This window comes from Mesotoga infera (assembly GCF_900157305.1).
GTDB classification, from domain to species: Bacteria; Thermotogota; Thermotogae; order Petrotogales; family Kosmotogaceae; genus Mesotoga; species Mesotoga infera.
Genome location: NZ_LS974202.1, coordinates 1,812,879 through 1,838,731, shown reverse-complemented (window position 1 = coordinate 1,838,731; position 25,853 = coordinate 1,812,879). Strand labels below are relative to the sequence as shown.

The window sequence follows — 25,853 nt, the reverse complement described above, 5'->3', positions numbered from 1 at the left end:
GTCCTGGTGACTTTTCACTCGTCCAGAAAATATTCGTACAGTTTTATGAAGTCATCGGCCCTTTTAAGGAAGTTGTTCAGCTTTTCCTTTTCAGCGTCCGAGATATCGAGGCTCTCCAGCTCCACTTTCAAAGAGGCGACTCTCTCCTTGCACCAGGACGCCACCTCACCGTACAGAGCCTCTACCCATTCACTTTTCAGATCTTCTTTAAACGACCGGAGAACCTTCAGCACTCCGTCGGGCACAACGTTCTGACTCTTCATGTAGCTCCAGGCGAATAGCTCGCTCTTCGCGATCTCCAAGACTTTTGTCAGCTCGCCTTCGCCGTAAACCATGAGAAGGTTTCTCGCGTACTCTTCGTAGATGTTCGGATCGTCTTTGAGCCAGCTTCCCGGGCTGTTAGTGATGGCCGTTTCGTAAAGCGCGACCATCTCACCCCTGTAGGAAGACGGCAAATCAACAAGATCCGCGATTATTCCGTTCAAAATGGCGGGGTCTTTCAGTATCGGAACGATCTTCTTCAATTCGGCCGACACTCCAGATGAGTCGATCATTACCCTGAAGAGGAGGCTCGCGGTGTTTCTCACCACCTGAAGGTCTGGAGCGATGCGAAGCGATCTTAAGAGCGCGTCGATCGCGTCGAGAGAAAGTTGAAAATCGATTAAAAGATCTGAATCGAGACCTTCGAGAAACGACTGAAGATCGGTCGAGCTTTCTGTATGGAATATCGCGTCCGGAAGGCTCCTCAAGAACGCATGATCTAGCGAAATCTCTTTCAGAAGACCGCCGGCCTGACCGGAGTCGTTCAGCCATTCCGAGAAAGCGTCTTCTCTTGAGAAGATCTCTCTATATGCTACTTCGAGATTCCCATGACTCATGGAAAACTTGAGCCTGAAATCTTCTTTCCTCTGTGTGGTAAGGTAGAGATAACCGAAATACGTATCGGCCATGTATTGACCTGGAGAGAGTTCTCTAGATAAAGCCAGGTTTCTGAGAGCCCTGTAGAAGTTTTCGTTCCCGTCTTGCCTGGCATTCATAAGTGTATCGGAAGCAGCCTTCAACCTTGAATTTAGCCGATACATAGCAGATTTGTAAGCCTGCTCTTGTTCCTGAACGGCCATATCGTGAAGGAGCTTTTCGGGAGCGGCGGGATACCTTTCGCGCAGACGGTTTTCTCTTGAGTTAACGTATGTGTCTGTTGCGAGAGCCGTGTAGGTACCCGTGAAATTCAGCAACAGTTCCTTCTCTGCCTTTATATTGTTAATTGATTCCACAAGCCCGGGTATTTGCGGATTGATGTTCTCGAGGTTTTTGTAGGCTATGTAACCCCTGGTGAAAAGTCCTTCCGAGATGAAATTCCTGCTCATCAGCACAGAAGAACCAAGCGAGAAAACAACCACGATCAACGATACTACCCCGCCGAATTTTACGGTGAGTCTTCTGCCACAGTAGTACTCCCTTCTCATGGCGAAACCGAAGAGAAAAACCCCGAAAAGAGCATTGGGCATCAGATGGGCTGGAAATGAAAGGATCGAATCTATGAAAAGTATGAGCAGTCCTGAAACCAGAAAGAGATACTCGAGAGCGTTTTCGGGTGAGTTTGTCATGGATACAACCTTCCAGGAGTGTATCGCCATGGAAAGGATAAAAAGAAAGACTAGCGACAGACCAATAACCCCAGTTTCACCAAGTATCTGTGTGTACTCGTTGTGCGCCCTTATGCTGTTCAGGCCGGCTGCGTACATATACTGGGGTTTTTTGGCGAGAACCACGCCCATCTTCTCTGTCGAGAAGTACTTGTAGGAACCAAAGCCGGTCCCGAGGATCTTCGATCCCTTCCATTGCTCAAGCGCCGCTTCCCACTGGAGAAGACGCGAATCTACGGAAATGCTGTCCTCGAAAGTGTATGTTAATCTTTCCGAGAAGCTGAAGCTTCCCTGTGTGAGGAAATTATCTCCCGAATAAGCCCATATGATAGCGACCGTAACCAGCAATAGAAAAAGAAGGAAAAGGGGGCTGAACGCGGTGAAAACCCCCCTGGGCCGGAACCTTATCATGAGTACCGTTGAGAATAGAACAACGAAAATCAAAGAACCAATAACCGAATAATATACCGATCTCGTCTGACCTATTAGAATGACTACAAGGAGGACCGAGAAGATAACCAGATAAAACACTCTGCGAAGGGTTTCATGCTTCCAAACAGGCCTATTCGTAACAACCAGGAATGCCACTGGAAGGAGCAACATCCCCATCAGATCCGTCGTGAAGTTTACGTTTCCTATCACCGAGGCCAGATTACCACGCGACAGGGGAGCGCTTTGCGTACCCCAAAGCAGGCTCTTTCCCGAGTAGAAAGCGAATAAAGCATCCAGGGCAATCACGAGCCCTGCGAAGATGAAAATCTGCAACAAGATCAGCAGCCTGTCTCCGGAATCCTTGGAGATCAGGACCGAGAAAACCACAAAGAGCAGGAGGTTCATGGCGTAGCCAAGTGAAACGGGGAAGACGTCCGGAAGGCTTTCAAGGAGCAACAAAGTAGTCAGACAGGAGTAAACGGCCAGTACCAGCGCAACAATTTGGGGAAAAGCCAGAGGGAGCTCCCATGGCGAACGGACGGCCTTCATACTCAGAAGAATAATCAAAACGGAGATCATGACCGAAGCGAAATAGAACTTGGGAAGACCCATGTCCCAGGTGAAACCCTTTATGGCAAAAAGGGAAGAACCGAAGATGAAAACTACATAGAAAAGTAGCGACCTTTTCTGCATAAAGGCTCCTTTCGATGCAATCTTCGCGCCAGTCTTTTCGCGCCACTCCTATCCGATCACCGAGACCACAACGTTCCTCTTCCTCGGGCCGTCGAACTCGCAAAAATATACGGCCTGCCAGACTCCGAGATTCAGTTCACTATCGCTGAACGGTATATTTACCGAAGAACCTACAAGAGTAGCTTTGATATGGGCGTCTGAGTTCCCTTCAAGATGCTTGAACTCTTCACTTGTCGGCACTAAGCGGGCCAGCCAGCTAATTATATCCTCTACAACGCTTGGGTCGGAGTTTTCGTTTATCGTTACGCCAGCTGTCGTGTGGGGAACGAATACGTTGACCACACCGTGAGAGACGCGTGATTCTCTGAGAGACTGGAAAACCAGATCGGTAATGTCTATGAATTCTATGCGCTTGCTGCTTTTTATCGTATATATCATGTTTCAGTGGAAGACGACATTGGTGATTATCACAACATAACCGTTGTGCTCTTCGAGCTGTACCTTGACGTTCTCTTCTTTTACCTTGTATTTGTCGGCGACATAGGCCTTTATCTGGTAGATCATATCCTTGCCGCTTGATTGGAGAAGCTCTTGAGGAATCACTTCTCGAACCGGTACAGAGTACCTTCTGCCTCCGGTGATCGATTCCAGTCTATCCTTTGCTTCTTTTCTGCTTCCTTCCGTCTTCTTCTTTTTTCTGAAAAGTCCAAAGAACATACGCTTCAACTCCCTCTCAGTTTCTTCTGAAAAGTCGCTTGAGGAATTCCAAGAATCCCCAGGATCCCTGTTCTAGGATGTCGTTTTCGACCGGAATCGCTTCCCCTTTTATTCTCTGGGCGATGTTGTTGAAAACCCTTCCGATCCCCTCACCATTTCCATTGAGTACGACCGGAACGCCCTTGTTTGTTGCCACGATTACCTCGTCGCTGTCGGGTATGATACCGATGAGGTCTATTGCCAGGTTTCCCTGTATATCTTCCCTGGTGAGCATATCTCCGCGCTTAACCATCTGTAACTTGAAACGGTTTATCAGAAGGCGTATATTGCTCTCTAGCATACCTGAGTTTTCCAGGAGCCCTATTACTCTATCCGCATCGGTAATGGCTGGAAGCTCCGGGGTGGTCACCACCAAAGCCTTTTCTGCGGCGGCTATAGCATTTCTGAAGCCTCTTTCGATTCCAGCAGGGGAATCGACGATGATATAGTCGAACTTCGGATAAACCTCGGCCACGATTTTCTTCATATCTTCGGGAGAAAGCATTTCCTTGGTCGCTATCTGCGACGCCGCAAGAAGGTACAGTCCCTTTATCTGTTTATGCCTAACCAAAGCCTCAGAAGCCGTTACTTTTCCATTCGCAACGTCCAGTATCGTATGAACAACCCTGTTCTCCAAACCCAGGGCAATATCAAGGTTCTTCAGACCTATATCGGCGTCTATGAGACAGACCTTGGCGCCCTTGTTGGCGAGAGCACAACCAATATTGGCCGTTACTGTCGTTTTACCGACTCCCCCTTTTCCGGAAGTCACAACGAATACCTTGGCCATTTCTATCAACCTCCAGCCGTTAGACTTTTATGAATTATAACATTGTACGTTAACAAGAGCTCATAAAGAAAAGGAAATTCAAAATTCGTTTATACCAAACACCCTGTATATAAGGAATTTCAGGTACTTCGTCTCGTATATGGAACTTACCTCAGGGTGGTCGGAAGGTTGACCGCCTCTGAAGGAGACGATTCCTAGTTTCTTGCTGTCTTGAAAGGCATCGTTTATCGATCTCTGCCACTCCTCCTCAGAAAGTATCTGTGTGCATGACGAAGTGGCCAGAAGACGACCGCTCCTGAGACTCTTGATGGCCCTTAAATTGAGTTCCTTGTACCCCCTCAGTGCATTTGCCTTAGATGAGGAAGATTTAGCCATTGCGGGAGGATCGATAACAATTATATCGAAAGACGATTGATCGCTTTCACGTAGAAAATCGAAAGCGTTGGCGGTGATGAAAGTGCATCTGTCTTTCCATCCGTTAAGTGAAGCGTTCTCGCTGGCTACGTCCAGCGCTCTCTGGGACACATCGACTAACGTTGCCGCTCTGGCGCCTCCCGCGAGGCAGTGAAGCGCGAAATTCCCCGTGTACGAAAATAGGTCTATCACCCTTCCTCCACCGCTCATAGACGAGAGCCTCAGGGCATTTTCACGCTGATCGAGGAAAAAACCGGTCTTCTGACCTTTCGTGTCTGCCAGAAATTTGATGCCGTTCAGTACGAAGGGTATCAATTCCGGTCCCTTGCCGTGTATCCATTCCTCTTTTCGCTCCAGACCCTCTTTGCTCAATGCCAGACCCTCACTCTTCTCAAAGATGCCCGTGGGATTGAAAAGTTTAACGAGCGATTCGACTATCTCGTCCCTGAAAGTGTTTATTCCAAGGGTATTGAACTGAACGACCAGATAATCGGAAAACTTGTCCACGATCAGACCAGGCAAACCGTCAGCCTCTCCGAATACGATACGTACCGCGTTGCTATTACGCAGGAGAGACTCTCTGGAACGATAAGCCTTGGAAAACTTTTCTTTGAAGAATTCTCTGTCTATTGACACGTTCTTACGCGTCAAGAGCCTTATACGTATGATCGAGTTCGAGTTGTAGTAACCGCGTCCTACGAACTGGCCAGAGAAAGTGAAAACATCTACCAGACTTCCATCGATAGGCGTTTCGCATCTTTCGATTTCATTATCGTAGATCCAGGGATGTCCCATTGAGATCCGTTTTTTGATGTTCCTCTTAAGTACGGCGGAATTCAATGCTTACCCAGTCCTCTATAAAGATCTATGTAGAAATCTCTGTCGAGATTTCCAGGAGTTTTCTTGTTGTGCGAGGCTTTCGACGATTGTTCCGACCATCTTTGTACTTCATCTTCGGTCAGGGCAGGAACCATTTTCTGGACTTCGAAACTATCAAGGAATTCTTCGAGCTCTCCTATACTTTCAAAAGGTTCGATGGCTCTGGCAATTCTTTCGGGATCGGCCTGGGCTATTCTCTCGAATACCTTTATTATCGTCACGGCGTTGGCAATCCCGTGTTTGATGCCTTTGAACGAAGAGAGGGGATAGCCGGCCGCATGAGCGGCTGTTGTCCCTGTATGAGCTATCACCATGCCTGCAAGCATGGCTGCGTACTGTATTTTCTCTCTCAATGTGAGATCGTTTTCTCTATTCATCAGACGAGGCAAAACACGATGGATTATTGCGGTGGATTCTGCGGAGAGCATTTTTACAAGAGGATTGTCCCCGTTATTGACAACTTCCCCCTCAAGCGAATGAGACAGTGCGTCCAGAGCGGTGGCAAGAGTTACCTCGTGTGACATGGTGAGAGTATATCTAGCATCCAGAAAGGAAACGATCGGAAAAGTTGATGACATGCCGAAACCTCTTTTTGTGCCGTTGCTGTCTGTTAGAATCGAGTAAGGTGTTACTTCGCTCCCGGTTCCCGAGGTTGTTGGAATCGCTATTATCGGAAAAGCTGCCAGCGAATCGCCCCGATAAAGGTCATCGCAGGTTATGCCCTTGTTTTTATTGAGAGTCGAGATGGCCTTGGCCGCATCGAGCGGACTACCTCCACCGATAGCTACAACGAAATCGCAGTCATTTTCACCCATGATTTTTCCACCCTTTTCCACCGTCGCAAAGGATGGATTCTCTTCAACACCGTCGAAGAGCACATAAGGCACGTCGAGGTTCATGAGAATCTCGATTGTATCGTCAAGAGCACCACTTACTCGGGCCGACGATCTACCGGTAACTACGAGGGCTTTCGTTCCATTCTCTTTGAAGACCGTCTGGTTGATTTTTAGGACACCGCTTCCCGAGAAGACTCTCGTCGGTAGAAAGTATCTCCACATCTCATCACCCTCTATCTAAAATTTTCCTCATAATTCCTTTGCTTGTCTCAACAGTTTCGTTCAGGCGGGAGAGATATTCTCCCTTAAGGTCTACCGAATACTTCAAAGAGTTGTTGATAGCTATCGTCAAATCCTCGCAACCATCTTCAAAGTTGAGATCGCATCGACCGTCCAGCGATTTAACGAAACTGTCGAGTTTGCTATTTTTACGCCACACGAAAGGTATTCCCATGGAGATGGCCAGTATCGCTCCGTGAAGTCTCTCGGTAATTATCAGCTGCGCGCTGTTGAAAACCTCTATGACGCCTTCCATATCTGTTGAAGTCTTGTAGATCTTGAAGCCATTCGCACTCGCTTTCTCTTCAAGCTCTCTTCTCTTTTCTTCGTCGTGATGGTTGTGAAAACCGATCGCGCAGACGGCCGTTATGTTGTTCAGTTTCAAGGCTTTCAGAACATCATCGACCTTTGTCCCGTTTTTCAGAACGATCACCGCTAAGCCCGTTTCACTTTGCCTTCTTTTGGGGAGTATTCCCTTCTTGAAAAGGTAGTACGGTCCATAATCGGTACCGGGGTGAACGTTCTTCGACAACGAAGAGAAGTGCTGGAAACTGCAATCGTCCCTTGTTACTCCCGAGGTGAGGGGATTTGAGAGGAGTCTGTCCAGAGCCTTTTTGTTGGAACCGTGCTCAATAGGTCCGAAGCCCTGGGAAAGAAAAATGAGCGGTTTTCCCTTTCTCAAAGTGTACCTGGCCAATCCGTAGTAGTAGATGAAGCTTCTCCAGCTCGTGCAATCCTGCAAAAGATTTCCCCCACCGAAGACGGTCATCACCGAGCTACTGATGGCCAAGGCGAGATCACGCGGATTGAATCTTTTTATTATCCGCACGTCCAATTTCTCTGGAAACCTTCCATAGATCTTTTCTACTGGAGGGGCGGCTGGCAAAAAAACGGGACCTTTGAATTCTATCTCTTCCAGCAGAGCAAGAGAAGAGAGTAACAAAAGATCGTCACCAAGGTTGTCATAACCGTAGTAACCCACCAGAGTTAACCCGCCAAACGGAAATTGCCTCACAACATAACCTCCGGGATATTAGACAATAGTATTTTATCACAAGTGAAATTCAGATACCCCGATATGCATCACAAAAAATCTACTTGAAAAGGGTAACGATGCATCAAAAATGAAACTACTCGAAAGGTAAGGGTAAAGGGGATAATCTTCGCGAATGACAAGTTGAAAGAGGTTGACGCGAAGATGAAGAGAATAGACATGACTGGACTGATCGAGAAATACTCAAAGAAGTACAGAAAGTCTGGAAAGAAGGAGAAGAGTAGAATTCTTAACGAGTTTACTGAGGTAACTGAGTACAACCGGAGCTATGCATCATTAATACTTAGGAGGGGTTATTCTAAGAAGAACAAGAGAAGCAAATTCACAAAGAGGCGCGGGAGAAAGAAGAAATATGATTTGGAAGTATTGAGAAAACTTGTTGAGATATGGGAGATCCTGGACTTTCCTTGCGGCAAGAGATTCAAAGCGATTATTGAAGAGGCGATAGACAATCTGAACAAGAATGGTCATTTGTCTTTGAGGGAAGAAGTTAAGCAGAAGCTTTTGGAAATAAGTTCCTCCACAATGGATAGACTTCTTCGAAGTGAAAGGAAGAAGATGGAACTGAAGGGTAGGTCACATACAAAACCCGGTACTCTCTTGAAGAAACACATAAGGATAAAGACTCATCACGAATGGGATGACACAAAACCAGGTTTTGTTGAGGTGGATCTTGTCGGTCACGAAGGAGGTGATAGTTCGGGAGAATTCTGTTATAGCCTGAATATGGTGGATGTTGCCAGTGGTTGGAGTGTCGTTGCACCAATAAGGAACAAAGCTCAAAGATGGACCCTCGAAGCTATAATCGCATTGAGAGCTTTACTTCCTTTCCCTCTTTTGGGAATTCATTCCGACAATGGTTCGGAGTTTATTAATGCTCATTTGTATAAGTATTGCTTGGATGAAAGATTGGTCTTTACCAGAACCCGGAGTTACAACAAGAACGATAATCCCCATGTGGAACAGAAGAATTGGTCTTTGGTCAGAAGGGCCGTTGGCTATTACAGATACGACACTTTGGAGGAACTGACTATCTTGAAGGAGCTATATGCAAGCTTGAATCTCTACAACAACCATTTCCAGCCTACTCATAAGATGATCCAAAAGACCAGAGATGGTACAAGAATAGTGAAAAAATACGACAAGTTCGCTACTCCCTACGAAAGAGTTCTTAACTCTCCCTGGATTGACTCCACAAAAAAAGATGAGCTTCGCAAGGTTCACGAAGCCCTAGATTTATATATACTCAAGAGTAATATAGCACATTTTCAAGAATCACTGGTTGATATACAGATAATGAAGTCTAAATCTAACTCAAAGAGAGGTGTTCTCAATCTCCTTCTATTCGATTTTGAATAGATTCTATTTTGATGCATTAACTCTCTCTTGAGTAGATTTAATTTTGATGCATTACGTACCCCTATACAAAAGATTTCAAACTGGTTGTACAATTAATCAGGGGGTTAGACTTTTGAAAGGCAACACAGAGTTCCCACTTATCTATTATCTCTTCGCTATGATTTTGGGCGGACTATTGGTTTTTACCGCCTTCTCATCCCCTGCCGCTACAATCGCGCTACTAGCGCTTTCGACTGCTGCCTTTCTGATCTCGCAAAGATCGGTCAACCGGTTTCTTTGGTTGGCCTTTTTTGTTGCCGGCTCCTCGTTACAGGTTATCGTGCCCCGAAATTTCGAACCGGGTAATGTCGAGTACACCGGATACGTTACACGCGGAGGAACTGGACTCGTAGAGGCATCGGAAGGAAAGATACTGATCAACGGGAACTGGTTCTCTCTGAGAGATACTGTTCAGATAAGGCTTTCAAAAAGCAGCGAGGAGCTCTATACTGGGCAGATAATCTGGGCTGCCGGAAAGATGGAGGTCAGAAGTATCTTTCCGCTTTATATTATAGATTCATCTGCCGACGGTCATTTCGACAGGTTCAGACTGCTTTCGTTGCCGGGCAGATATTCTAGAGATAAACTGAAGAAGTACGGATTGCTCGATACAATGGCCTGTTCCGTCTTTTTAGGTGATAAAAGATCTATGGAAAGCAACACGAAGAACGAAATTTCCGATCTGGGGGTTGCACACCTGTTCGCCGTTTCGGGCCTCCATATCGGCATGATGTACCTGTTCGCAAACTATGCTTTATCCAGATTTCTCCTCGGAAGAAGAACTAAATTAATACTTTCGGCATCACTTATCTTTCTTTACACAATGGCGACCGGTCCCTCGATCTCGGCCATGAGAAGCTTTCTCATGCTAGCAATCTATTCTTTCTTCAGATTCATCGACTATCGCCAACACCCGCTCAACGTTCTTGGGCTTACCGGAATTATAATGACTTTATCTCAGCCGTCCATAGTGGCATCGATCTCTTTCCAGCTAAGTTTCTTCGCGACTGCGATGCTTCTCATCTTTCTGCCTGTATTCACAGGGTACAACCTCATGTTTCAGGCCTTCATGACCGGCGTGATCGCACAGATCGCCATCGTACCTCTATCACTCAACGTTTTCGGCACTCTCTCGGTAGCCAGTATCCCACTCACCATACTCATGGTACCGCTATTCATAATACCTTCCTATATAGGCGTAATATCACTCATGATATTCGATGCGCTGAATCTCAGCCCTATCTGCGACTTTCTGGCTGGAGCACTCAAGCAGCTTTCCAAAATCTTTGTAATCTCTACCGAAACGATCTCTGGACTGATACCCGTGATGAGATTGGAAGGTGTGGCTGCCTATTTGGTTTCGCTGTCTCTATTGTTCTGTGTTTTCTTCTCGCTCTGGCATTTCGGGCACAAACCATAGAATTTCAATTGATGATCTTCGATGGTGTATCCCGTCTTCTCTCTTACCAATTCTTCCAGATCATCCAGGTTATCCAACGGAAATCCAACGACACAACCGCATCTGTTGCAGACAACGTGATGGTGGTGATGTTCGCCCTTTTTCACCAGTTCATACCTGACTATACCATCCCTGAATACGATCCTCCGAAGCAATCCAAGTCTAGCCAGAAGTTCGACGGTTCTGTAAACGGTCGCTTTACTTATTCTGCAATTTTTCTCCATCACTTTTCGGTAGGCTTCATCGGCACTCAGATGATCGGTTTCAGCTTCGATGAACGACTTCAGTACAATATCTCTCTGGGCCGTCATTCTCTGGTTTCTCTTTTTCAGCTCTATTCTGAGCTGATCGTATTTCATGATAAACCTCCATTCATGAAATAATGCTACATGATTGGTTTTATATCTATCTTCCAGCCTGTGAGCTTCGCGGCCAACCTGGCATTTTGCCCGCCCTTTCCTATGGCCAATGAAAGCTGTGTGGGAGAGACATAGACTACCGCTTCGCGGTTCTCAGCGCTTGTTACTCTCACTTCCAGAGCCGTCGCGGGAGCGATAGAGTTTCCCACCAGTTCAACCGGATCGCTGCTCCAACGAAGTATATCGACTTTTTCCGGTTTTATCTCGCGCAAAACTTCGGCGATTCTCGTTCCACTCTCACCAATACAGGCTCCAACGGGATCGACCTTTGCATTCTGGCTGAAGACGGCTACCTTTGACCTTATCCCTTCTTCTCTGGCTATCGACTTTACGATCACATCGCCGCTGGCTATCTCTGGAACCTGAAGTTTGAGAAGCTCTACGACGAATTCGGGTGTCTTTCTCGTAACCATGATCCTCGGTCCTTTAGAGGATTTTGATACATCGACGACGTAAACTTTCATCAGGCTGTTCAGTCTGGGTTGTTCGCCAGGTATCAACTCTTTTGTCGGGATACGGGTCTCTATCTTTCCAATTCTCAAATCCACCCATTCCGGGGTTATTCTGAGAACCTCCGAAGTGCTGACGGTGCCCTTTATGTCAACATATTTGTCAAAGAGATTTTCCTTTTCCTTTTCTCTAATCTTTTGAATCAAGACCTGCCTGGCCGTCTGAGCGGCTATTCTCTTGAACTTCTTGATGTTCAATTTTCTTTCGATGGTCGCTCCGATCTCTACGCCGGAGTTTATCTTCGAAGCCTCCTCGAGTGTTATCTCGGTAGCCGGGTTCTCGATCTCTTCCACAACTGTCAACTCTTCGTAGACTTCGATGTCCCCGGTTAACCGGTCAATGTGCACTTCGACGTCACTCTCGGAAGCGAAATTCTTCTTGTAGGCGCTCTGCAGGGCCTTTTCAAGTATAACTATTACTTCGTCTTTTTCGATTCCCTTATCCTGCTCAAGTTGATCCAAAGCTTCTAAGAGATTGAGATTCACGGTAACACCTCTCTGTATGTATCATAGTTTTAAGTTTGCTCTTTTGACATTCTCGAAAGATATAACTACTTCCATTTGATTGTCGGCACTTTCGACGACGATTTTATTTCCTTCGCAAGATAAGATCTTTCCCGAAAGCGTGGAATTTCCGTTTACTGGTTCATTGAAAACGATTTTAACTTTCTCGCCGGTGAATCTTATGAATTCACCCATGTTTCTGAGCGCCCTCTCGACACCGGGCGACTCAACGACGAGATCGTAGGGAAAAGGCACTATATCGGCCGTATCCAGAGTCTTCCCAAAACTGCTGGAAAAGGCTTCACAGTCCTTTATCGACACGTATCCCTCCAGTTTGTCTATTGTGACTTTGAGGAGTCTCTTCCTTCCTCTTCTGGAAAAACTGAAGTCGTACACAGAGAATCCAAGACTCTTCGCTACCTCCTCGGCAAGTTCTCTAAGTTCTTCCTTCAGATCTTCCATGATCAACACCACCATAATAAAAAATAGAGGGCAAGAAAAGCCCTCTCCCTTTGGGAGTATTACAATACGACTTACTATGGAATTATACCTTTTTTCTTCGGTTCAGTCAATCTTCGTAGCTACTCGGCCATAGTGATCGACTCTCTGGAGTACATGAGACTCGACAGAAAGATCAAAAACATCGAGATAAGTAGCGATACCAGAACCGGTAAAAAGACTTCACCTATGGTGAAATCCAGCATCGAGACTCCCTGGAGAGTAACCATCAGACGGGTTGTAGGAAGGTTTTTGCTGAAAATTCCCAACCAGTCGGGAAACATCGAGTGGGGAATTATGGTACCGCTCAGTATCAACAATGCCGTAACCAGGGTGATCGATGTCAACTGGGCGCTCCTCGAAGAGCTGAATACCATTCCGATAGAAAGACCGATAGAAGTGAAGAGAACTATATAAACTTCGATGACCAGCAGATAAAGGAAGATGTTTGAAGCAACATCAAGGCCCAACATCTTTCCCATAAGAAGAAATACCAGAACCTGCATGGTGGAAAAGATGGAGAAACTGAGCGTCTTGGCTGCCATATAACTCACGCCGGAGAGATTCGAAAGTTTCAACAGATCGATCATTCCGTTCCGTCTGTCTTCGAAGGTTCCGCTTGCCGCTCCAACTGAGGTTACGAACATTATGGTTATCGAAAGAACCATAGGGAACAACAAAGAAGAAAAGTTCAATTTTCTCTCGCGAATTCCCTCGACGGTGATCACCGGCGCAACGTACTCCGGGTCTATCTCTACGCCCTTCATGAACTCCGGATCGGCTACCACAGGAAGGGCTTTGAACTCTTTCAGCACGTTGTTGAGCACCTGGTAAATCGCGACGGCCGTTTGCATCGATCCGGGGTTGGGTATGAAGATCAGTTCAGACGGTTCCTGAAAAAGGAGCTTGTTCGCGAATCCCCTTGGAATAACGAAAACTCCGTCGAGGTATTCCAGCATTCCGTCAATCTGGTCTCTGCTTGAGAGCTGTACTATGTTCTCACCTTTGAGCATCGATGTTGCGTATTGCAGGAAGAAGAGGCCGATAAAGGTTTTGTCTTCGTTGACGATCGCGATTTTCAAGTCGGTATAGCCACCGCTTTCAGACGTGATGGTAGAAATTAGGGCCAGTACCAGAGGCAGCAAAAACAACAGAAGAACGAAAGCTCGAGACTTTCTCATCAGAAGTAGATCGTTCAGCAAAAGTCCTGGAAATCTCAATTGGTTAGCCTCCATAAAAACCGAATTAATTCTCGCGATACTGATCATTACCGTACGATGATAGAATTATATCATCGAGAACAAGATCGGGAGTTAACGCGTCATAGAAGACAATAGCATTAAGGAGGTGGTTGGTTTGAAAAAGGTATGTTTTTTAGTGGTTTTAACGATAGCGGCAGTTTCTCTGTCCAGTGTAGTCTCAATGGTTGAAAGGCTCCCAGCTGATTCCCACACAGTACTCGTTATGGAGGGTTTGAGAGAAAACTACTCCAAATCCAAGGAAGTCGTTCTGATGGATATGATACTTAACCAGTTGGCCATTGAACAGCTGGTGGCCCAGTATGTCGAGATGCTGGCCTACAACAACGGACTTGACCCTAAGGACATCTATAAAGCCTTCGACGGTGATCTTGGGCTGGCGATGTGGAAGGATTCCTCGGGCGAAGATCGATTGATAGCAATCCTTGGACCCATGAAGGATCCGAAAACTCTGAAGAGTGCGGCCGAAAAGATACTGCCACAGCTTCTTCCGGTCGATTTCAAGATAAAGATGGCTACCGACAATGACTACCTGTACCTTGGAGATATCGATCAGTACTCGCAGACTTTCAGGGGGTTTGATTCAAATAAGCTCATAGAAGGCCTTTCGGCAGGATTTGGTTATTTCTATTCGGATATGGACGAGAGCCTCACAAAAGCTTCATTCATGAATCAGGGCGAACTTCTAATGATAGAGACCCTGACGATTCCGACGACCGAAGAAAGCAAAGAGGCCTTCATGAAAGCTTTTGCCGTCGAAGGGATAACCGATCTTGAAGATATGAGTCATCTTCCGTTGGTGTCCATATTCACCAGGCTAGGCGATATAGGTATGCTGGCAGACTACGCTGGAGATCAGCTAACCTCAGTTCCTCTGGATATCGAAGGCCTGGCCCTAGGAAACCTCGACATAGACGAACTAGACGACTACCTTACCGGCAACTTCCTGGTCGACATAGATCTCTCCGTTGACGATATCTTCGCCAGTTTGATGGGTTCTCAGGGAACTTCATCATCCCAGACATCCCAGATGAATATCACCTATATAGCGAGAGTAGGATTTAGCGGTTCACTGGATGTCCTCAAAAACTCCATCGAAAAATCGAGCCCCGAAACAAAAGTCGAAGTAAAAGGAGATACTCTGTTCGTGGAAGGTCAGTACATGTGGATAGACAACGGATGGCTATTCATCTCCTCAAAAAACAAAGAGATGACCGTCCAGACTCTCGATAACAGTGCCCCATTGTTGAATTCAGCAGCCTATGCCGAACTCTCTTCGATGATTCATGAACCCGGTTTCGCCAGGTTATTTGTTGATAGTGGATATGTTCTTACCGGCCTGATGGGAATGGATATCAGCAGTGGCCTGCTTTTCAGCGCGAATTACCTCGCAGAGACCGGAGTGGTAAAAGGTATACTTTTGATCAAATAAAAAAAGAGCCCCTTCGCTAAGCGGAGTAGCGCGGGGCAGAACATCTCGTTTACATAATTATACCCTTTCGACAAGGTGTTAGTCAAGTGTATACTCAGGGGTGGTCGAAGTTGAGGCTGGATAAGTTCCTGAAACAGAACAAAATCATAAAGAGAAGAATACTCGCTAAAGAGGCGATTGAAAAGGGCTTTATATCGAGGAACGGGATTCAGGCCAAACCATCTTCGGAAGTTAAGCCGGGAGACACAATCTCTATAAGATTTTCCAATCGCACGTTGGTGGTAAAGGTTCTGGAAGGTTTTGAAATAGAGATTTTGAAAGAAATCAAAGAATAATTTCACCCGAAACTATGTTGTGGATCTTCCCGTCGTCCGACTGCAGCTGAAGCAAAGCCGGGGAGATCCTTTTTATTATACCTGTGAATTTTTCGTTTTCGTTGAGAGAAACGGTTATTTCATCTCCCTCGACGAAAGCCTGGAGCTTCTTCCATTTTCTGGTCAGATACTTTGTCTTGCCCCTTATCAAATACTTCTTTCTCAAAACTTCCACCCTACGGAGTATCTTCTCTATGAGCAGATTGAGGGGTATATACTCGTTTTTTATTGAAGAAAGCGATGTTGCCGAGCTTTTAAGTTCATGAGGCAGCTCGTTATTCACGTTTAAACCTACTCCCACGACGATTCCTTTCAACCTTTCTCCTGTAAAGACGGATTCGGTAAGTATTCCCGCGACTTTCTTTCCATTGATGAGAATATCGTTGGGCCATTTTATCTGAGCGTTTCTGTACTTAAGATCCCGGACGCTTTCAACAACCGCAACGGAAAGAAGTTTCGTATAGGCGTTAGGTTCTGTTATTTGAAGTGGTTTGAAGATTATCGAAAACCAGAGTCCACCGTCGCCGGAAGACCATGAGCGACCGTATCTTCCGTAGGCCGAAGTCTGCGAAAGAGACCAGACAACCGTACCGTAAGGCAGCCTGTCAAGATTCTCTATGGCGAATTTATTTGTCGAATCTATTTCAGAGAAAGAGATTATCTTTTCCCCGATCATCAAGTCGCTTCATTCCTCCCCAGAGTTTAGTTTTAACTACTTGCTCAAGAAGGATCACCGCCTGCGCTTAGACCTCTTCCCCTCCACCAAAGGCATGATACTCGACAGGGAACTTTCCCTCCTTAACATCCCGGTCGAAATTCTTTAGAGCGCTCACGATGTTCTCCTTCAAATTGGCGTACTTTTTAACGTACCTCGGTTCCGTTTCATCGTTTATACCCAGAAGATCATGCCACTTCAGAAACTGTCCGTCGCAGAACCTGCCCGATCCAAGTCCAAGCACCGGAACAGAAGTTTCTTGAGTGAGCTTCCCGGCGACCTCTTCCACCACCAGTTCAAGAAGTATAGCAAAGACCCCGGCCTCTTCAAGGTTTTTCACCGATTCGATGAGGCGCTTGATGCTCTTCTCGTCTTTTCCCTGTATCTGATACATCCCTTCGAGGCTTGCATGATGCGGGGTGATCCCAACATGGCCCATGACAGGAAATCCTCTATCGACAAGATATTTGATCAGCTCGGCCGTTTCGTAACCTCCCTCTATCTTCAACGCATTTGCACCGTGTCGTAAAAAAGCAATGGCGTTTTCTACGGCCTTCTCTCTGGATTGCTGGTACGAACCGAAGGGCATATCTGCGATGATGAAACCATCTTTTGCCCCGCGCCGGACGGCTTTCAGAGACCAGATCATCTCATCCATAGTTACAGATAGAGTATCTTTCTTCCCCATCACGTATGTGCCGAGCGAATCGCCAACTAAAATCATGTCAATTCCGGCCTCGAAAGCGAACTTTGCATCGAAATAACTGAAGGCAGTTACCATCGACAATTTTCTCGAATTTTTCACCGCGATTATCTCACGTACGTTCATTCGAACAGCACCTTCCCTAAAAAAAGTCTCACATTTGTCGTGAATAAGACGCATTGAACTTTTATCTTCCTTCATTTACGATTATACATTTTTCTCTCCGCAGGTATAGTGACAGTATTCTCACTGTCCACCTTCCGGACGATTGCGAGCTGTTTTGCTTGTGCAATCTCAGTTTCTCTTATCAGGTTATATAATTGATGGGAGGAGAGAGTTTGATGAAAGCTAGGTTCGAGTGGCAACTTCCTTTTGTTATGGCAATTCTCATGACCTTTGGTCTGGTGGTGCTTTACAGTGCGACCTTTGGCGAGAGAGAGGAATATTTATTCGGGCGCCAGTTGGTGTGGGCTCTTCTTTCGTGGGCCGTCTTCATTTTCACGGCGTATGTACTGAAAAGAAAAGTATGGAGAGACTTCGCCGTTGTGCTCATATTGCTGTCCACAGCGGGCCTTGTTCTGGTACTTTTCTTGAGTCCTATCGAAGGATCGAAAAGATGGATCGATCTTGGTATCGCAAGTTTACAACCGTCGGAAATCGCGAAGTTTTCCTTGATACTCTTTCTCGGTTATCTTTATTCGCTCGAGACCAAGCGGTATCTTTCTTTCCTGTTTGGCACGTTGGTAACGCTTATGATCATGGGGCTGATCTACCTGGAACCCGATCTTGGAACGACGATAATCATCGTTGTGATCTGGTACTTTATGACACTGATAAGCAAAAAATTCGATAGATTGATGATCGTCATGACGGCTTTGATAGTCGTCGCCGTGCCGGTCGTTCTAATGTTCGGGCTCGAGTCATACCAGAGAGACAGGATTTTGAGCTTCCTCGATCCCGAAAAATATGCCTCCGGGGCCGCCTATAACACTATTCAGGCCATAAGGGCAATCGGTTCTGGAGGATGGACCGGAAGGGGATTCGTACAGGGTACTATGAACAGGCTAGGGTATGTGCCGGCCGATCATACCGATTTCATATTCTCCGTAATAGGCGAAGAATGGGGCTTTGTCGGCGCAGTTACCGTAATACTGCTCTATTCACTCTTGCTATGGAGGATCTGGATTATCACCAGAAGAACAGGCGATTTTTTTGGTAGACTCGTAATGAGCGGTTTTTTCGCCGTGTTCGCTTTTCATGTGGTGGAGAATATCGGTATGAATCTCGGTCTTCTCCCTGTAACTGGTATACCCCTTCCTTTGATAAGTTATGGAGGGTCTTCGTCCATGATATTCGCTCTGCAACTTGGAATAGTGCAAAGTTATGCCGGTAGAAGCGTGGATTTACGATAAGAAATGGAAAAACTGTGATATTTCCGGGGAGGTATTATATGAGACTTATTGAATCGGTACCGAATTTCAGCGAAGGTAAAAGAAGCGAAGTTATCGAAGAGATAGTGAACGAGGCTAGAAAGATCGACGGGGTATGGATACTGGATTACTCGAGCGACCCTAACCACAATCGTTCGGTGGTAACGCTCACAGGGATTCCCGAGGCGATTGAGGAAGCCCTCTTCAATATGACGAAGAAGGCTAGGGATCTGATAGATCTGAAGAATCATTCCGGTGAACACCCCAGAATGGGTGCCACCGACGTTATTCCACTGGTTCCCGTTATGAACACAACGAAAGACGAGTGTATAGAACTTTCCAAGAGACTGGGTAGAAGAATTGGAGACGAGCTCTCAATACCGGTTTACTTATACGAAGATTCCGCCACCAGTCCGGAACGTGTCAGTCTTTCGAACATAAGAAAGGGCGAGTTTGAGAACTTTCCCTCCAAGATCATCCAGGAGGCCTGGAAGCCAGATTTTGGACCTTCCTCCGTCCATCCTTCGGCCGGCGTAGTTGCTGTCGGTTGCAGGGAGTACCTTATCGCCTTCAACGTCAATCTTGGAACCGACAACATAGAGATAGCCAACAAGATTGCTAAAGCTGTAAGACATATAAGCGGCGGATTCCGATATGTAAAGGCTCTCGGATTCAGACTGGAAGACAGAAGAATAGTGCAAGTTTCCATGAATATGACCAATTACAGAAAGACACCGCTCTTCAGGGTTTACGAAGTTATAAAGTTCGAGGCTGAACGGTACGGAGTCCCCATTGTTGGATCGGAGATAGTCGGCCTCACGCCTTTGCAGGCTCTCGTGGATGTTGCCGAACACTACCTGAAACTGGAGAAATTTGATTCGTCGTCGATTCTCGAAAAGAGAGTTCTCGACTTCATCTCGAGAGAAGGAGAGTAGAGTGGAACTCGATCTGGCCATACTGAATCTTAACTCAATCGTAACTCCTGTCTCCAGCGGACCGGTCAGGGGAAGAGGTATGACCCGCATCGAATGTATAAAGGAAAGCAACATCGGAATTATGAACGGGAAGATCGTATACATCGGACCGGAAATACCAACCGCTGAAAAATACATTGACGGCCGCGGACTGATCGCCATTCCAGGGTTTATCGACTGTCACACACACATACCCTTTACCGGCGACAGGAGCAGGGAGTTTCTCATGCGTCTGGAAGGCAGGAGTTATATGGATATAATGAAGGCCGGCGGGGGAATAAGATCGACTTCGGAAGCGGTGAGAAGGACTCCGGCCACTGCTTTAATGGCAGAGTCTTTTCGATTTCTCGATTCTATGCTCTCTCTGGGAGTCACGACTGTCGAGGGAAAAAGCGGATACGGGCTCGAAAGAGAGGGCGAACTCAAGCAGCTTCGGGTTCTAGAAGCGCTTGGCGAAATACACCCGATCGATGTCTTCTCGACTTTTCTCGGTGCCCATGCCCTGCCAGAAGAGTATTCATCTAGAGACGAATACCTTTCCTCAATGATCGAGATATTCGACGAAGTCCGAAAACTAACGGATACTATCGACATTTTCTGTGAGGACGGGGTATTCAATGTAGATCAATCGAGACGTTATATGCTAGCCGCCATAGAGAGTGGCTTCAGGATCAGAATTCATGCCGACGAGCTTTCCTCATCTGGAGGAGGCTTACTGGCCGTGGAACTCGGTGCGGTTTCGGCCGACCACCTTATATCGGCCGACGATATTACAATCCAGGCATTGGCGAAAAGCGACACCATCGCCACACTCCTACCCGGAACCTCCTTCTTTTTGAACGAGAGTTTCGCAAGGGGTAGAGAATTGATCGACCGCGGGGCGATTGTAGCCATAGCTTCGGACTTCAACCCGGGCTCTTGCAACATATACAACCCCTTCATAGTAATGTTTCTTGCGGTCACCAGGTGTGGTCTCAAGGTTGAAGAGGCAATAACGGCCTACACCGCCAATGCAGCGGCCGTTCTCGGGGTCGAGGATAGAAAGGGATTGATCAGAGAAGGTTACGACGCCGATTTAGTATTATTGAGAGCCGGGGATTACCCGGAGGTTGTGTACAACTTCTCGAGGGATATAGTCTCGAATGTCATAAAAAATGGAAATATAGTTGCATGAACATACGAGCAGTGCTAACGGGGAAACCGAAATCGAGTTTTATTGTCCAAGGCATAGAGCAGTACGGCAAATGGCTAAAGCCATACGTGAGAATCGAAGTCCGATACCTTCCGCTGGGCGGGGGGACGGGCAGAGAAAGGGAGAAGATCAAGGAAAGAGAAGGCAGAAACTACCTGAAACTTTTGAGACCCGATGAAACCGTCGTTCTCTTACACGAACAGGGTGAGCAATACTCATCGCTGGAGTTTGCACATAAGCTACAAAAATGGCAGAATATAGGAGTGAAGAATCTGTCTTTCTTCTTGGGTGGACCACTCGGTTTCAGTGACGAGCTCCTCTCGAGGGAGTGGCAGAAAGTATCGCTGTCCAGAATGACTTTCACACACGAGATGGCTCTTTTGATACTGCTCGAGCAGCTCTACAGGGCCTATTGTATTCTGGATAACAGGACATACCATTACTGATCTGGAGGTGAAAAAAAGAAGTGGACGACCCTACTAGTAGCGGGGATCCTGTGTCGCTTTTATTGAACCTGGCCTTTCTGATTATATTGTTGTATTTATCGGGACTTTTTTCTGGATCTGAGGCGGCTCTTATGTCCGTCAGCAAACTGAAATTGCGTGAGCTCTCGGAGAGCGGTGAAAAAAGGTTCGCCAAATCGGTCAAGTATTTCGTCGACAATCCCAACAGTATTCTGACAGCTATTCTGGTAATGAACAACATAGTGAATATTCTCGCCTCTTCTCTCGCTACGCTTCTTGCAATCCAGCTTTTGCCGCAGAACTTTGCAGGCGTCGCCGCTGCGATCGTAACCGGTGTGATGACTTTTCTGATACTTGTCTTCGGAGAAATAACACCCAAAATCTTTGCCAGGGAGAACCCCGAGCGTTTTTTCAAGAGAGTTATAGTCTTTATTACCATCTTGACGTCTATTCTCAGGCCCCTGCTATGGTTACTTCTACGCATCTCAAATCTCTTCATAGTTATTTTGGGTGGAAAAAAGGTTTCGTACGCTCCCTTCATAACGGAGGACGAGATAAGATCTGCCGTGGACGCCGGGCACGAAGAAGGTGTGCTGCAGTCCGAAGAGAGAATGATCATGAAGAGGACTCTAGAACTCAAGGATATCTCTGTCAAGGAGATAATGACTCCTAGGGTCGAGATAGTTTCACTGGAAGAGGACGCACCACTCATAGAATTGATGAAGCTCGTGGAATCTGAAGGCTATTCGCGTTATCCTATCTACAGGGAGAATGTTGACAGGATAGTCGGGGTTTGTTATGCCAAGGACCTGCTCAATTTCATTCTAGACAGAAAGGACAATGATTTTCTCCAGATTACCCATGTCAAAGAGATAATGAGGGCACCTTACTTCGTTCCCGAAACGAAAAAGGTCGATGACCTGCTCAGAGAGTTCAAAGAGAAGAAGAACCATATGGCGATAGTTATCGACGAATACGGAGGGACGGCCGGACTGATAACCATGGAAGATGCTATAGAGGAGCTGACTGGAGAGATACTCGACGAATATGACGAAGAATCCGAAGAGATGATGATAGAAAAGCTCAGCGACAGTGAGTACATAGTCGATGGGATGACACCAATAAACGATATCGAGAGGGAGCTCGAGCAGGTCTTTCCCGACACTGAGTTCGAAACCATCGGCGGTTACCTGCTGGAGGTTCTTGAAAGGTTTCCCGAAGTGGGAGAGAAGATAATAGTCAACGGCTTCACCTTCGAGATCTTGGCCGCCGGAAAGAACAAAGTAGAAAAGATAAGGCTCAGCGTTGACAGGAGGAGCGTCGATGAAAGACAGTTCAAAGGAGAACATACTGATACAGAAAGCTATTGAAGCCATGGAGAACTCCTATTCCCCTTATTCTAATTTTCCAGTTGGAGCGGCTCTTCTAACGGAGGAGGGAGAGATTTTCACCGGTGCGAACGTTGAGAACGCCTCGTTTGGCTTGACGGTTTGCGCTGAGAGATCCGCGATAGTCTCGGCCGTATCCAGAGGGCGGAGAAATTTTAGGACCATAGCCATAACCAGCAAGAGAGACAAGCCGACCTCTCCATGTGGAATGTGCAGACAATTCATGGCCGAATTCGGAGACTTCGAAGTGATACTGGTAGGGAAGGAAAGTGTTGTAAGAACCACGGTTTTCGAGCTTCTCCCAATGCACTTCGAACTGGAGGAGTGAAATGGAGATTTCGTTGCACAAAGAGGAGATCTTCTCCGGAAGAATATTGAAACTGGAGAGACATCTGGTGAGGTTGACAGACGATAGCGAAGCTTACAGAGAGGTGGTACGGCATCCCGGGGCCGTCGCCGTTGTAGCCTTCAAGGGAGAAGAACTCCTGCTGGTAAGGCAGTACAGGTTTCCCGTTCAGAAGTTCATGCTGGAAATACCGGCCGGTAAGTTAGATAGTGGAGAGAGCCCAGAGGACTGCGCAAGGAGGGAACTTCTCGAAGAAACCGGTTACGGACCGGTTGAACTTGAAAAACTGACGGTGATAGAGACTTCACCGGGCTTTTCCGATGAGGCGATCCATATTTTCACCTGCGAAGTCGAGAAAATTGGGGAGTCCGATCCCGACGAAGGCGAGTTCGTCGAACCGGTATTCATGAAAATCGAAGAAGTGGTAAAGAGGATAACAGATGGCAGCATAAGCGATAGTAAGACAATTTCCGGTGTTTTACTTGCTCTACGCAGAAAGGAGAGTCAACGACCCCCGGCAAAAGCCGTGAGCTAGTAGCTCTTGTTGACTAGCCTAAGTGTTTCGAGCACTACGTTACCGGCAAATGTATAGGCACCGTAGGATGCGTTCCCAAGTCTTACGCTCTGCGGTTAGTGGTTAAACAGTTCTGATGGGTAGGGACAGTGCTGCTAACGAGAAACTGTCGGATAACATTGGCGATGGGAGAATTACTCCGTAAGGAGGCAGACTATATGTTAGTCTACGTTATTAACAGGCACGGGAAACCACTAATGCCCTGTAAACCACAGAAAGCAAGGAAGCTATTGAAAGAGCAGAAGGCTAAAGTGGTTAAAAGAACGCCATTCACCATTCAATTGTTGTACGGTTCCTCTGGATACAAACAAGATGTAATTCTCGGTGTAGATGCCGGAAGTAAGACAATAGGGCTATTGGCTACAACTGAGAACAAGGAAGTATTTTCAGCAGAAGTCGAATTGAGAACAGATACTGAGGTCGAACTTAAAGTCAAGCGCAACTCTTCATTCAGGGATGCAGCCTTTATGGGCATAATGCTATGGGCTTTCTACAACAAACTAAAAGAACTGTATTCAAATGTGTCTCTGACTTTTGGCTATATAACCAAGAATGTTCGAATTAAACACAATCTCGAAAAGTCGCACCGTATAGATGCCAGGTGCATCTCAGGAAACGCATCTACAAAAGAAAGTGATTGTTGGTACTTCTTCAAACAAGTACGCAAACAAAACAGGCAATTGCACAAAACAAATCCGAAAAAGGGTATCCGCAGAGAGAACAAAGCTCCTGGATACGTACACGGTTATCAGCTGTTCGATAAGGTTGAATATCTTGGTAGGGAATGTTTTGTGTTTGGACGCAGATCGTCCGGATATTTTGATTTGCGTACTCTTGACGGAGAAGTCGTCAGTCGTTCTGCCAGTGTAGGTAAACTAAAACTTGTAGAAAGAGCTTCATCATTATTGTGTGAAAGGAGGGAAGCGTCATTTCTCACCGCGCTAAAGCACGGTGTCTCCTGACGCTGTTTATATGATGAACATGATTAGGGTGAGATTCGCTCCAAGTCCCACCGGTTATCTGCATGTAGGTGGCGCCCGTACCGCGCTTTTCAACTATCTTTTTGCCAAGCATTACGACGGCAAATTCGTGCTCAGAATCGAAGATACAGACGTTTCCAGGTCCACGAAAGAGTACGAAGAACAACTGATGGAATCTCTACTCTGGATGGGAATAACCTGGGACGAAGGACCGGATGTCGGCGGAGAGACAGGCCCGTACAGGCAGACCGAGAGAACCGATATATACGTGAAAATGGTTGAGGAGTTGATAAATTCAGGTAAAGCCTACAGAGTTTATGCCTATCCGGAAGAGATAGAGACGCTTCACGACGATCTCCTTTCCCAAGGTAAGCCGCCCCACTACGATCAACAGATGCTCGAGAAGTTCAATACCTCTGAAAGAAAAAAAGAGTTCGAAGATAAAGGCCTGAACCCTGTAGTGTTTTTCAAGATGCCGAGAAAAGAATACCGTCTCGTTGATTTGATAAAAGGTGAAGTAATTTTCAAAGAAGGTTCGATCGGTGATTTTGTGATACTCCGCTCCAACAACCAGCCCATCTACAACTTTGCGGTGGTTGTCGACGATATACTGATGGAGATCACACATGTAATAAGGGGTGACGATCATCTTTCAAATACCCTTCGGCAGCTCGCGCTTTACGAAGCCTTTGAAGCACCAATTCCTTTTTTTGCCCACGTATCGATGATCCTTGGTCCCGATGGGAAAAAACTCAGCAAGAGGCATGGAGACACATCTGTCGAACAGTTCAGAGATAAAGGCTTTCTCCCGGAGGCCTTTTTCAACTTTCTCACTCTTCTTGGATGGTCACACCCGGAGGGAAAGGAGATTCTTTCCTATGGTGAAATAATAGAGAGTTTCACCATAGACAGGGTCAACACCAGTGCAGCGATATTCGATGAAGCCAAAGCCCGCTGGATGAACGGGGTTTATATACGCGAAACCGACCTGGATAGAATAACCGATCTCACCATACCTTTTCTTGTGCGGGCAGGGCTGATCACGCTTGAAGAGGCCAATGCGAATCGTAAATGGCTAAAACGGGCAATCGATTCGGTGAGAAAGGGTGTAGAATTGCTGCAGGAAATACCGGAAAAGATGAAGCTCTACTTCGAAGAAATTCAGGTGAAACCTCTAAGACCCGAGAACGAGGAACAGCGGAAGGTATTCAGATCGCTCGAAGCTTTCAAAGATAGGATAGAGTATTTGAACAGCTGGAGCAATGAAGAGATAGTATCGACGATCAAAGAGATACTCAAAGAGATAAAGCCAGACAGGAAGGCCTTCTACATGAGTCTTAGACACGTATTGACGGCCAGCGAAGAAGGACCGGAACTCGTGGACGTCGTCTTTCTGCTCGGTAGAAACAAGACCCTGCACCGTCTACAGCAAGCCCTCAGACTTCCATAAAAAAGG

At 46.5% G+C, this 25,853-nt stretch carries 26 protein-coding genes; 13 read left to right on the top strand and 13 right to left on the bottom strand.

Going from position 1 to position 25,853, the window contains the following annotated elements; translation table 11 throughout:
- Window positions 1-14 precede the first annotated feature (14 nt).
- The 7 genes from MESINF_RS08305 to MESINF_RS08275 form a co-directional block, all read right to left on the bottom strand.
- Window positions 15-2,771, bottom strand: a complete 2,757-nt coding sequence (locus MESINF_RS08305) for an O-antigen ligase family protein (protein WP_169699386.1) — start codon at window positions 2,769-2,771, stop codon at window positions 15-17.
- A gap of 48 nt (window positions 2,772-2,819) precedes the next feature.
- Window positions 2,820-3,209 carry a secondary thiamine-phosphate synthase enzyme YjbQ gene (locus tag MESINF_RS08300; RefSeq protein WP_169699385.1) on the bottom strand — a complete coding sequence of 130 codons (390 nt, stop codon included), beginning with the start codon at window positions 3,207-3,209 and terminating at the stop codon, window positions 2,820-2,822.
- 3 nt (window positions 3,210-3,212) lie between these two features.
- The gene (locus MESINF_RS08295; protein WP_169699384.1) at window positions 3,213-3,488 is read right to left on the bottom strand and encodes a cell division topological specificity factor MinE; all 276 of its coding nucleotides are present in this window, start codon (window positions 3,486-3,488) and stop codon (window positions 3,213-3,215) included.
- Window positions 3,489-3,504: 16 nt separating this feature from the next.
- Window positions 3,505-4,317 (bottom strand): septum site-determining protein MinD, encoded by an 813-nt coding sequence (gene minD / locus MESINF_RS08290; protein ID WP_169699383.1) that lies wholly within the window; start codon window positions 4,315-4,317, stop codon window positions 3,505-3,507.
- Between the two features lie 78 nt (window positions 4,318-4,395).
- Complete coding sequence (locus tag MESINF_RS08285) at window positions 4,396-5,526, bottom strand: class I SAM-dependent rRNA methyltransferase (RefSeq protein ID WP_197712727.1); 1,131 nt, start codon at window positions 5,524-5,526, stop codon at window positions 4,396-4,398.
- Window positions 5,527-5,567: 41 nt separating this feature from the next.
- On the bottom strand, window positions 5,568-6,668 hold the full coding sequence (locus tag MESINF_RS08280; protein ID WP_169699381.1) for an iron-containing alcohol dehydrogenase family protein: 1,101 nt from the start codon (window positions 6,666-6,668) through the stop codon (window positions 5,568-5,570).
- 4 nt (window positions 6,669-6,672) lie between these two features.
- Window positions 6,673-7,740, bottom strand: a complete 1,068-nt coding sequence (locus tag MESINF_RS08275; protein ID WP_169699380.1) for a polysaccharide pyruvyl transferase family protein — start codon at window positions 7,738-7,740, stop codon at window positions 6,673-6,675.
- Between the two features lie 198 nt (window positions 7,741-7,938).
- On the opposite strand from MESINF_RS08275, the gene MESINF_RS08270 reads away from it, so the two are divergent.
- Both MESINF_RS08270 and MESINF_RS08265 read left to right on the top strand, forming a co-directional pair.
- Window positions 7,939-9,138 (top strand): DDE-type integrase/transposase/recombinase, encoded by a 1,200-nt coding sequence (locus MESINF_RS08270; RefSeq protein ID WP_169700963.1) that lies wholly within the window; start codon window positions 7,939-7,941, stop codon window positions 9,136-9,138.
- Between the two features lie 112 nt (window positions 9,139-9,250).
- Window positions 9,251-10,597: a ComEC/Rec2 family competence protein gene (locus MESINF_RS08265; RefSeq protein WP_231936683.1), complete on the top strand. Its 1,347-nt coding sequence runs from the start codon at window positions 9,251-9,253 to the stop codon at window positions 10,595-10,597.
- Here MESINF_RS08265 and MESINF_RS08260 read toward each other — a convergent pair.
- The 4 genes from MESINF_RS08260 to MESINF_RS08245 form a co-directional block, all read right to left on the bottom strand.
- The gene (locus MESINF_RS08260; RefSeq protein WP_169699379.1) at window positions 10,528-10,995 is read right to left on the bottom strand and encodes a Fur family transcriptional regulator; all 468 of its coding nucleotides are present in this window, start codon (window positions 10,993-10,995) and stop codon (window positions 10,528-10,530) included. The two genes, MESINF_RS08265 and MESINF_RS08260, sit on opposite strands and share 70 nt — an antisense overlap.
- Window positions 10,996-11,021: 26 nt before the next feature.
- A complete protein-coding gene (gene nusA / locus MESINF_RS08255) occupies window positions 11,022-12,050 on the bottom strand; it encodes a transcription termination factor NusA (RefSeq protein WP_169699378.1) in 1,029 nt (342 codons plus the stop codon).
- Between the two features lie 21 nt (window positions 12,051-12,071).
- The gene (locus MESINF_RS08250; protein ID WP_231936682.1) at window positions 12,072-12,530 is read right to left on the bottom strand and encodes a ribosome maturation factor RimP; all 459 of its coding nucleotides are present in this window, start codon (window positions 12,528-12,530) and stop codon (window positions 12,072-12,074) included.
- Between the two features lie 119 nt (window positions 12,531-12,649).
- Entirely contained in the window at window positions 12,650-13,786 is a 1,137-nt protein-coding gene (locus MESINF_RS08245; RefSeq protein ID WP_169699376.1) for an ABC transporter permease, read from the bottom strand.
- 136 nt (window positions 13,787-13,922) lie between these two features.
- Between MESINF_RS08245 and MESINF_RS08240 the strand changes: the two genes are divergently transcribed.
- Both MESINF_RS08240 and MESINF_RS08235 read left to right on the top strand, forming a co-directional pair.
- On the top strand, window positions 13,923-15,257 hold the full coding sequence (locus tag MESINF_RS08240) for a hypothetical protein (RefSeq protein ID WP_169699375.1): 1,335 nt from the start codon (window positions 13,923-13,925) through the stop codon (window positions 15,255-15,257).
- 110 nt (window positions 15,258-15,367) lie between these two features.
- Entirely contained in the window at window positions 15,368-15,592 is a 225-nt protein-coding gene (locus MESINF_RS08235; RefSeq protein WP_169699374.1) for a S4 domain-containing protein, read from the top strand.
- On the opposite strand, the gene MESINF_RS08230 is transcribed toward MESINF_RS08235, so the two are convergent.
- Together MESINF_RS08230 and panB are read right to left on the bottom strand one after the other, a co-directional pair.
- The gene (locus MESINF_RS08230) at window positions 15,582-16,307 is read right to left on the bottom strand and encodes a biotin--[acetyl-CoA-carboxylase] ligase (RefSeq protein ID WP_169699373.1); all 726 of its coding nucleotides are present in this window, start codon (window positions 16,305-16,307) and stop codon (window positions 15,582-15,584) included. The genes MESINF_RS08235 and MESINF_RS08230 overlap by 11 nt on opposite strands.
- A gap of 67 nt (window positions 16,308-16,374) precedes the next feature.
- The gene (panB, locus tag MESINF_RS08225; RefSeq protein WP_169699372.1) at window positions 16,375-17,175 is read right to left on the bottom strand and encodes a 3-methyl-2-oxobutanoate hydroxymethyltransferase; all 801 of its coding nucleotides are present in this window, start codon (window positions 17,173-17,175) and stop codon (window positions 16,375-16,377) included.
- A gap of 215 nt (window positions 17,176-17,390) precedes the next feature.
- Between panB and rodA the strand changes: the two genes are divergently transcribed.
- The 9 genes from rodA to gltX all read left to right on the top strand — a co-directional run bounded on the left by rodA (window position 17,391) and on the right by gltX (window position 25,847).
- On the top strand, window positions 17,391-18,461 hold the full coding sequence (gene rodA, locus MESINF_RS08220) for a rod shape-determining protein RodA (protein ID WP_169700959.1): 1,071 nt from the start codon (window positions 17,391-17,393) through the stop codon (window positions 18,459-18,461).
- Window positions 18,462-18,499: 38 nt separating this feature from the next.
- Window positions 18,500-19,414, top strand: a complete 915-nt coding sequence (ftcD, locus tag MESINF_RS08215) for a glutamate formimidoyltransferase (RefSeq protein ID WP_169699371.1) — start codon at window positions 18,500-18,502, stop codon at window positions 19,412-19,414.
- A 1-nt stretch (window position 19,415) separates the two neighbouring features.
- Window positions 19,416-20,627, top strand: coding sequence for an imidazolonepropionase (hutI, locus tag MESINF_RS08210; protein ID WP_169699370.1), 1,212 nt, complete (start codon window positions 19,416-19,418; stop codon window positions 20,625-20,627).
- Window positions 20,624-21,091, top strand: coding sequence for a 23S rRNA (pseudouridine(1915)-N(3))-methyltransferase RlmH (locus MESINF_RS08205; RefSeq protein WP_169699369.1), 468 nt, complete (start codon window positions 20,624-20,626; stop codon window positions 21,089-21,091). The genes hutI and MESINF_RS08205 overlap by 4 nt, the downstream gene beginning before the upstream one ends.
- 131 nt (window positions 21,092-21,222) lie before the next feature.
- Entirely contained in the window at window positions 21,223-22,479 is a 1,257-nt protein-coding gene (locus MESINF_RS08200; protein ID WP_231936681.1) for a hemolysin family protein, read from the top strand.
- Window positions 22,433-22,825, top strand: coding sequence for a cytidine deaminase (cdd, locus tag MESINF_RS08195; protein WP_169699367.1), 393 nt, complete (start codon window positions 22,433-22,435; stop codon window positions 22,823-22,825). The genes MESINF_RS08200 and cdd overlap by 47 nt, the downstream gene beginning before the upstream one ends.
- Before the next feature lies 1 nt (window position 22,826).
- Window positions 22,827-23,378 (top strand): NUDIX hydrolase, encoded by a 552-nt coding sequence (locus tag MESINF_RS08190; protein ID WP_169699366.1) that lies wholly within the window; start codon window positions 22,827-22,829, stop codon window positions 23,376-23,378.
- Between the two features lie 197 nt (window positions 23,379-23,575).
- Complete coding sequence (locus tag MESINF_RS08185; RefSeq protein WP_169699365.1) at window positions 23,576-24,379, top strand: RRXRR domain-containing protein; 804 nt, start codon at window positions 23,576-23,578, stop codon at window positions 24,377-24,379.
- Window positions 24,380-24,398: 19 nt separating this feature from the next.
- On the top strand, window positions 24,399-25,847 hold the full coding sequence (gene gltX / locus MESINF_RS08180) for a glutamate--tRNA ligase (RefSeq protein WP_169700957.1): 1,449 nt from the start codon (window positions 24,399-24,401) through the stop codon (window positions 25,845-25,847).
- Window positions 25,848-25,853 lie beyond the last annotated feature (6 nt).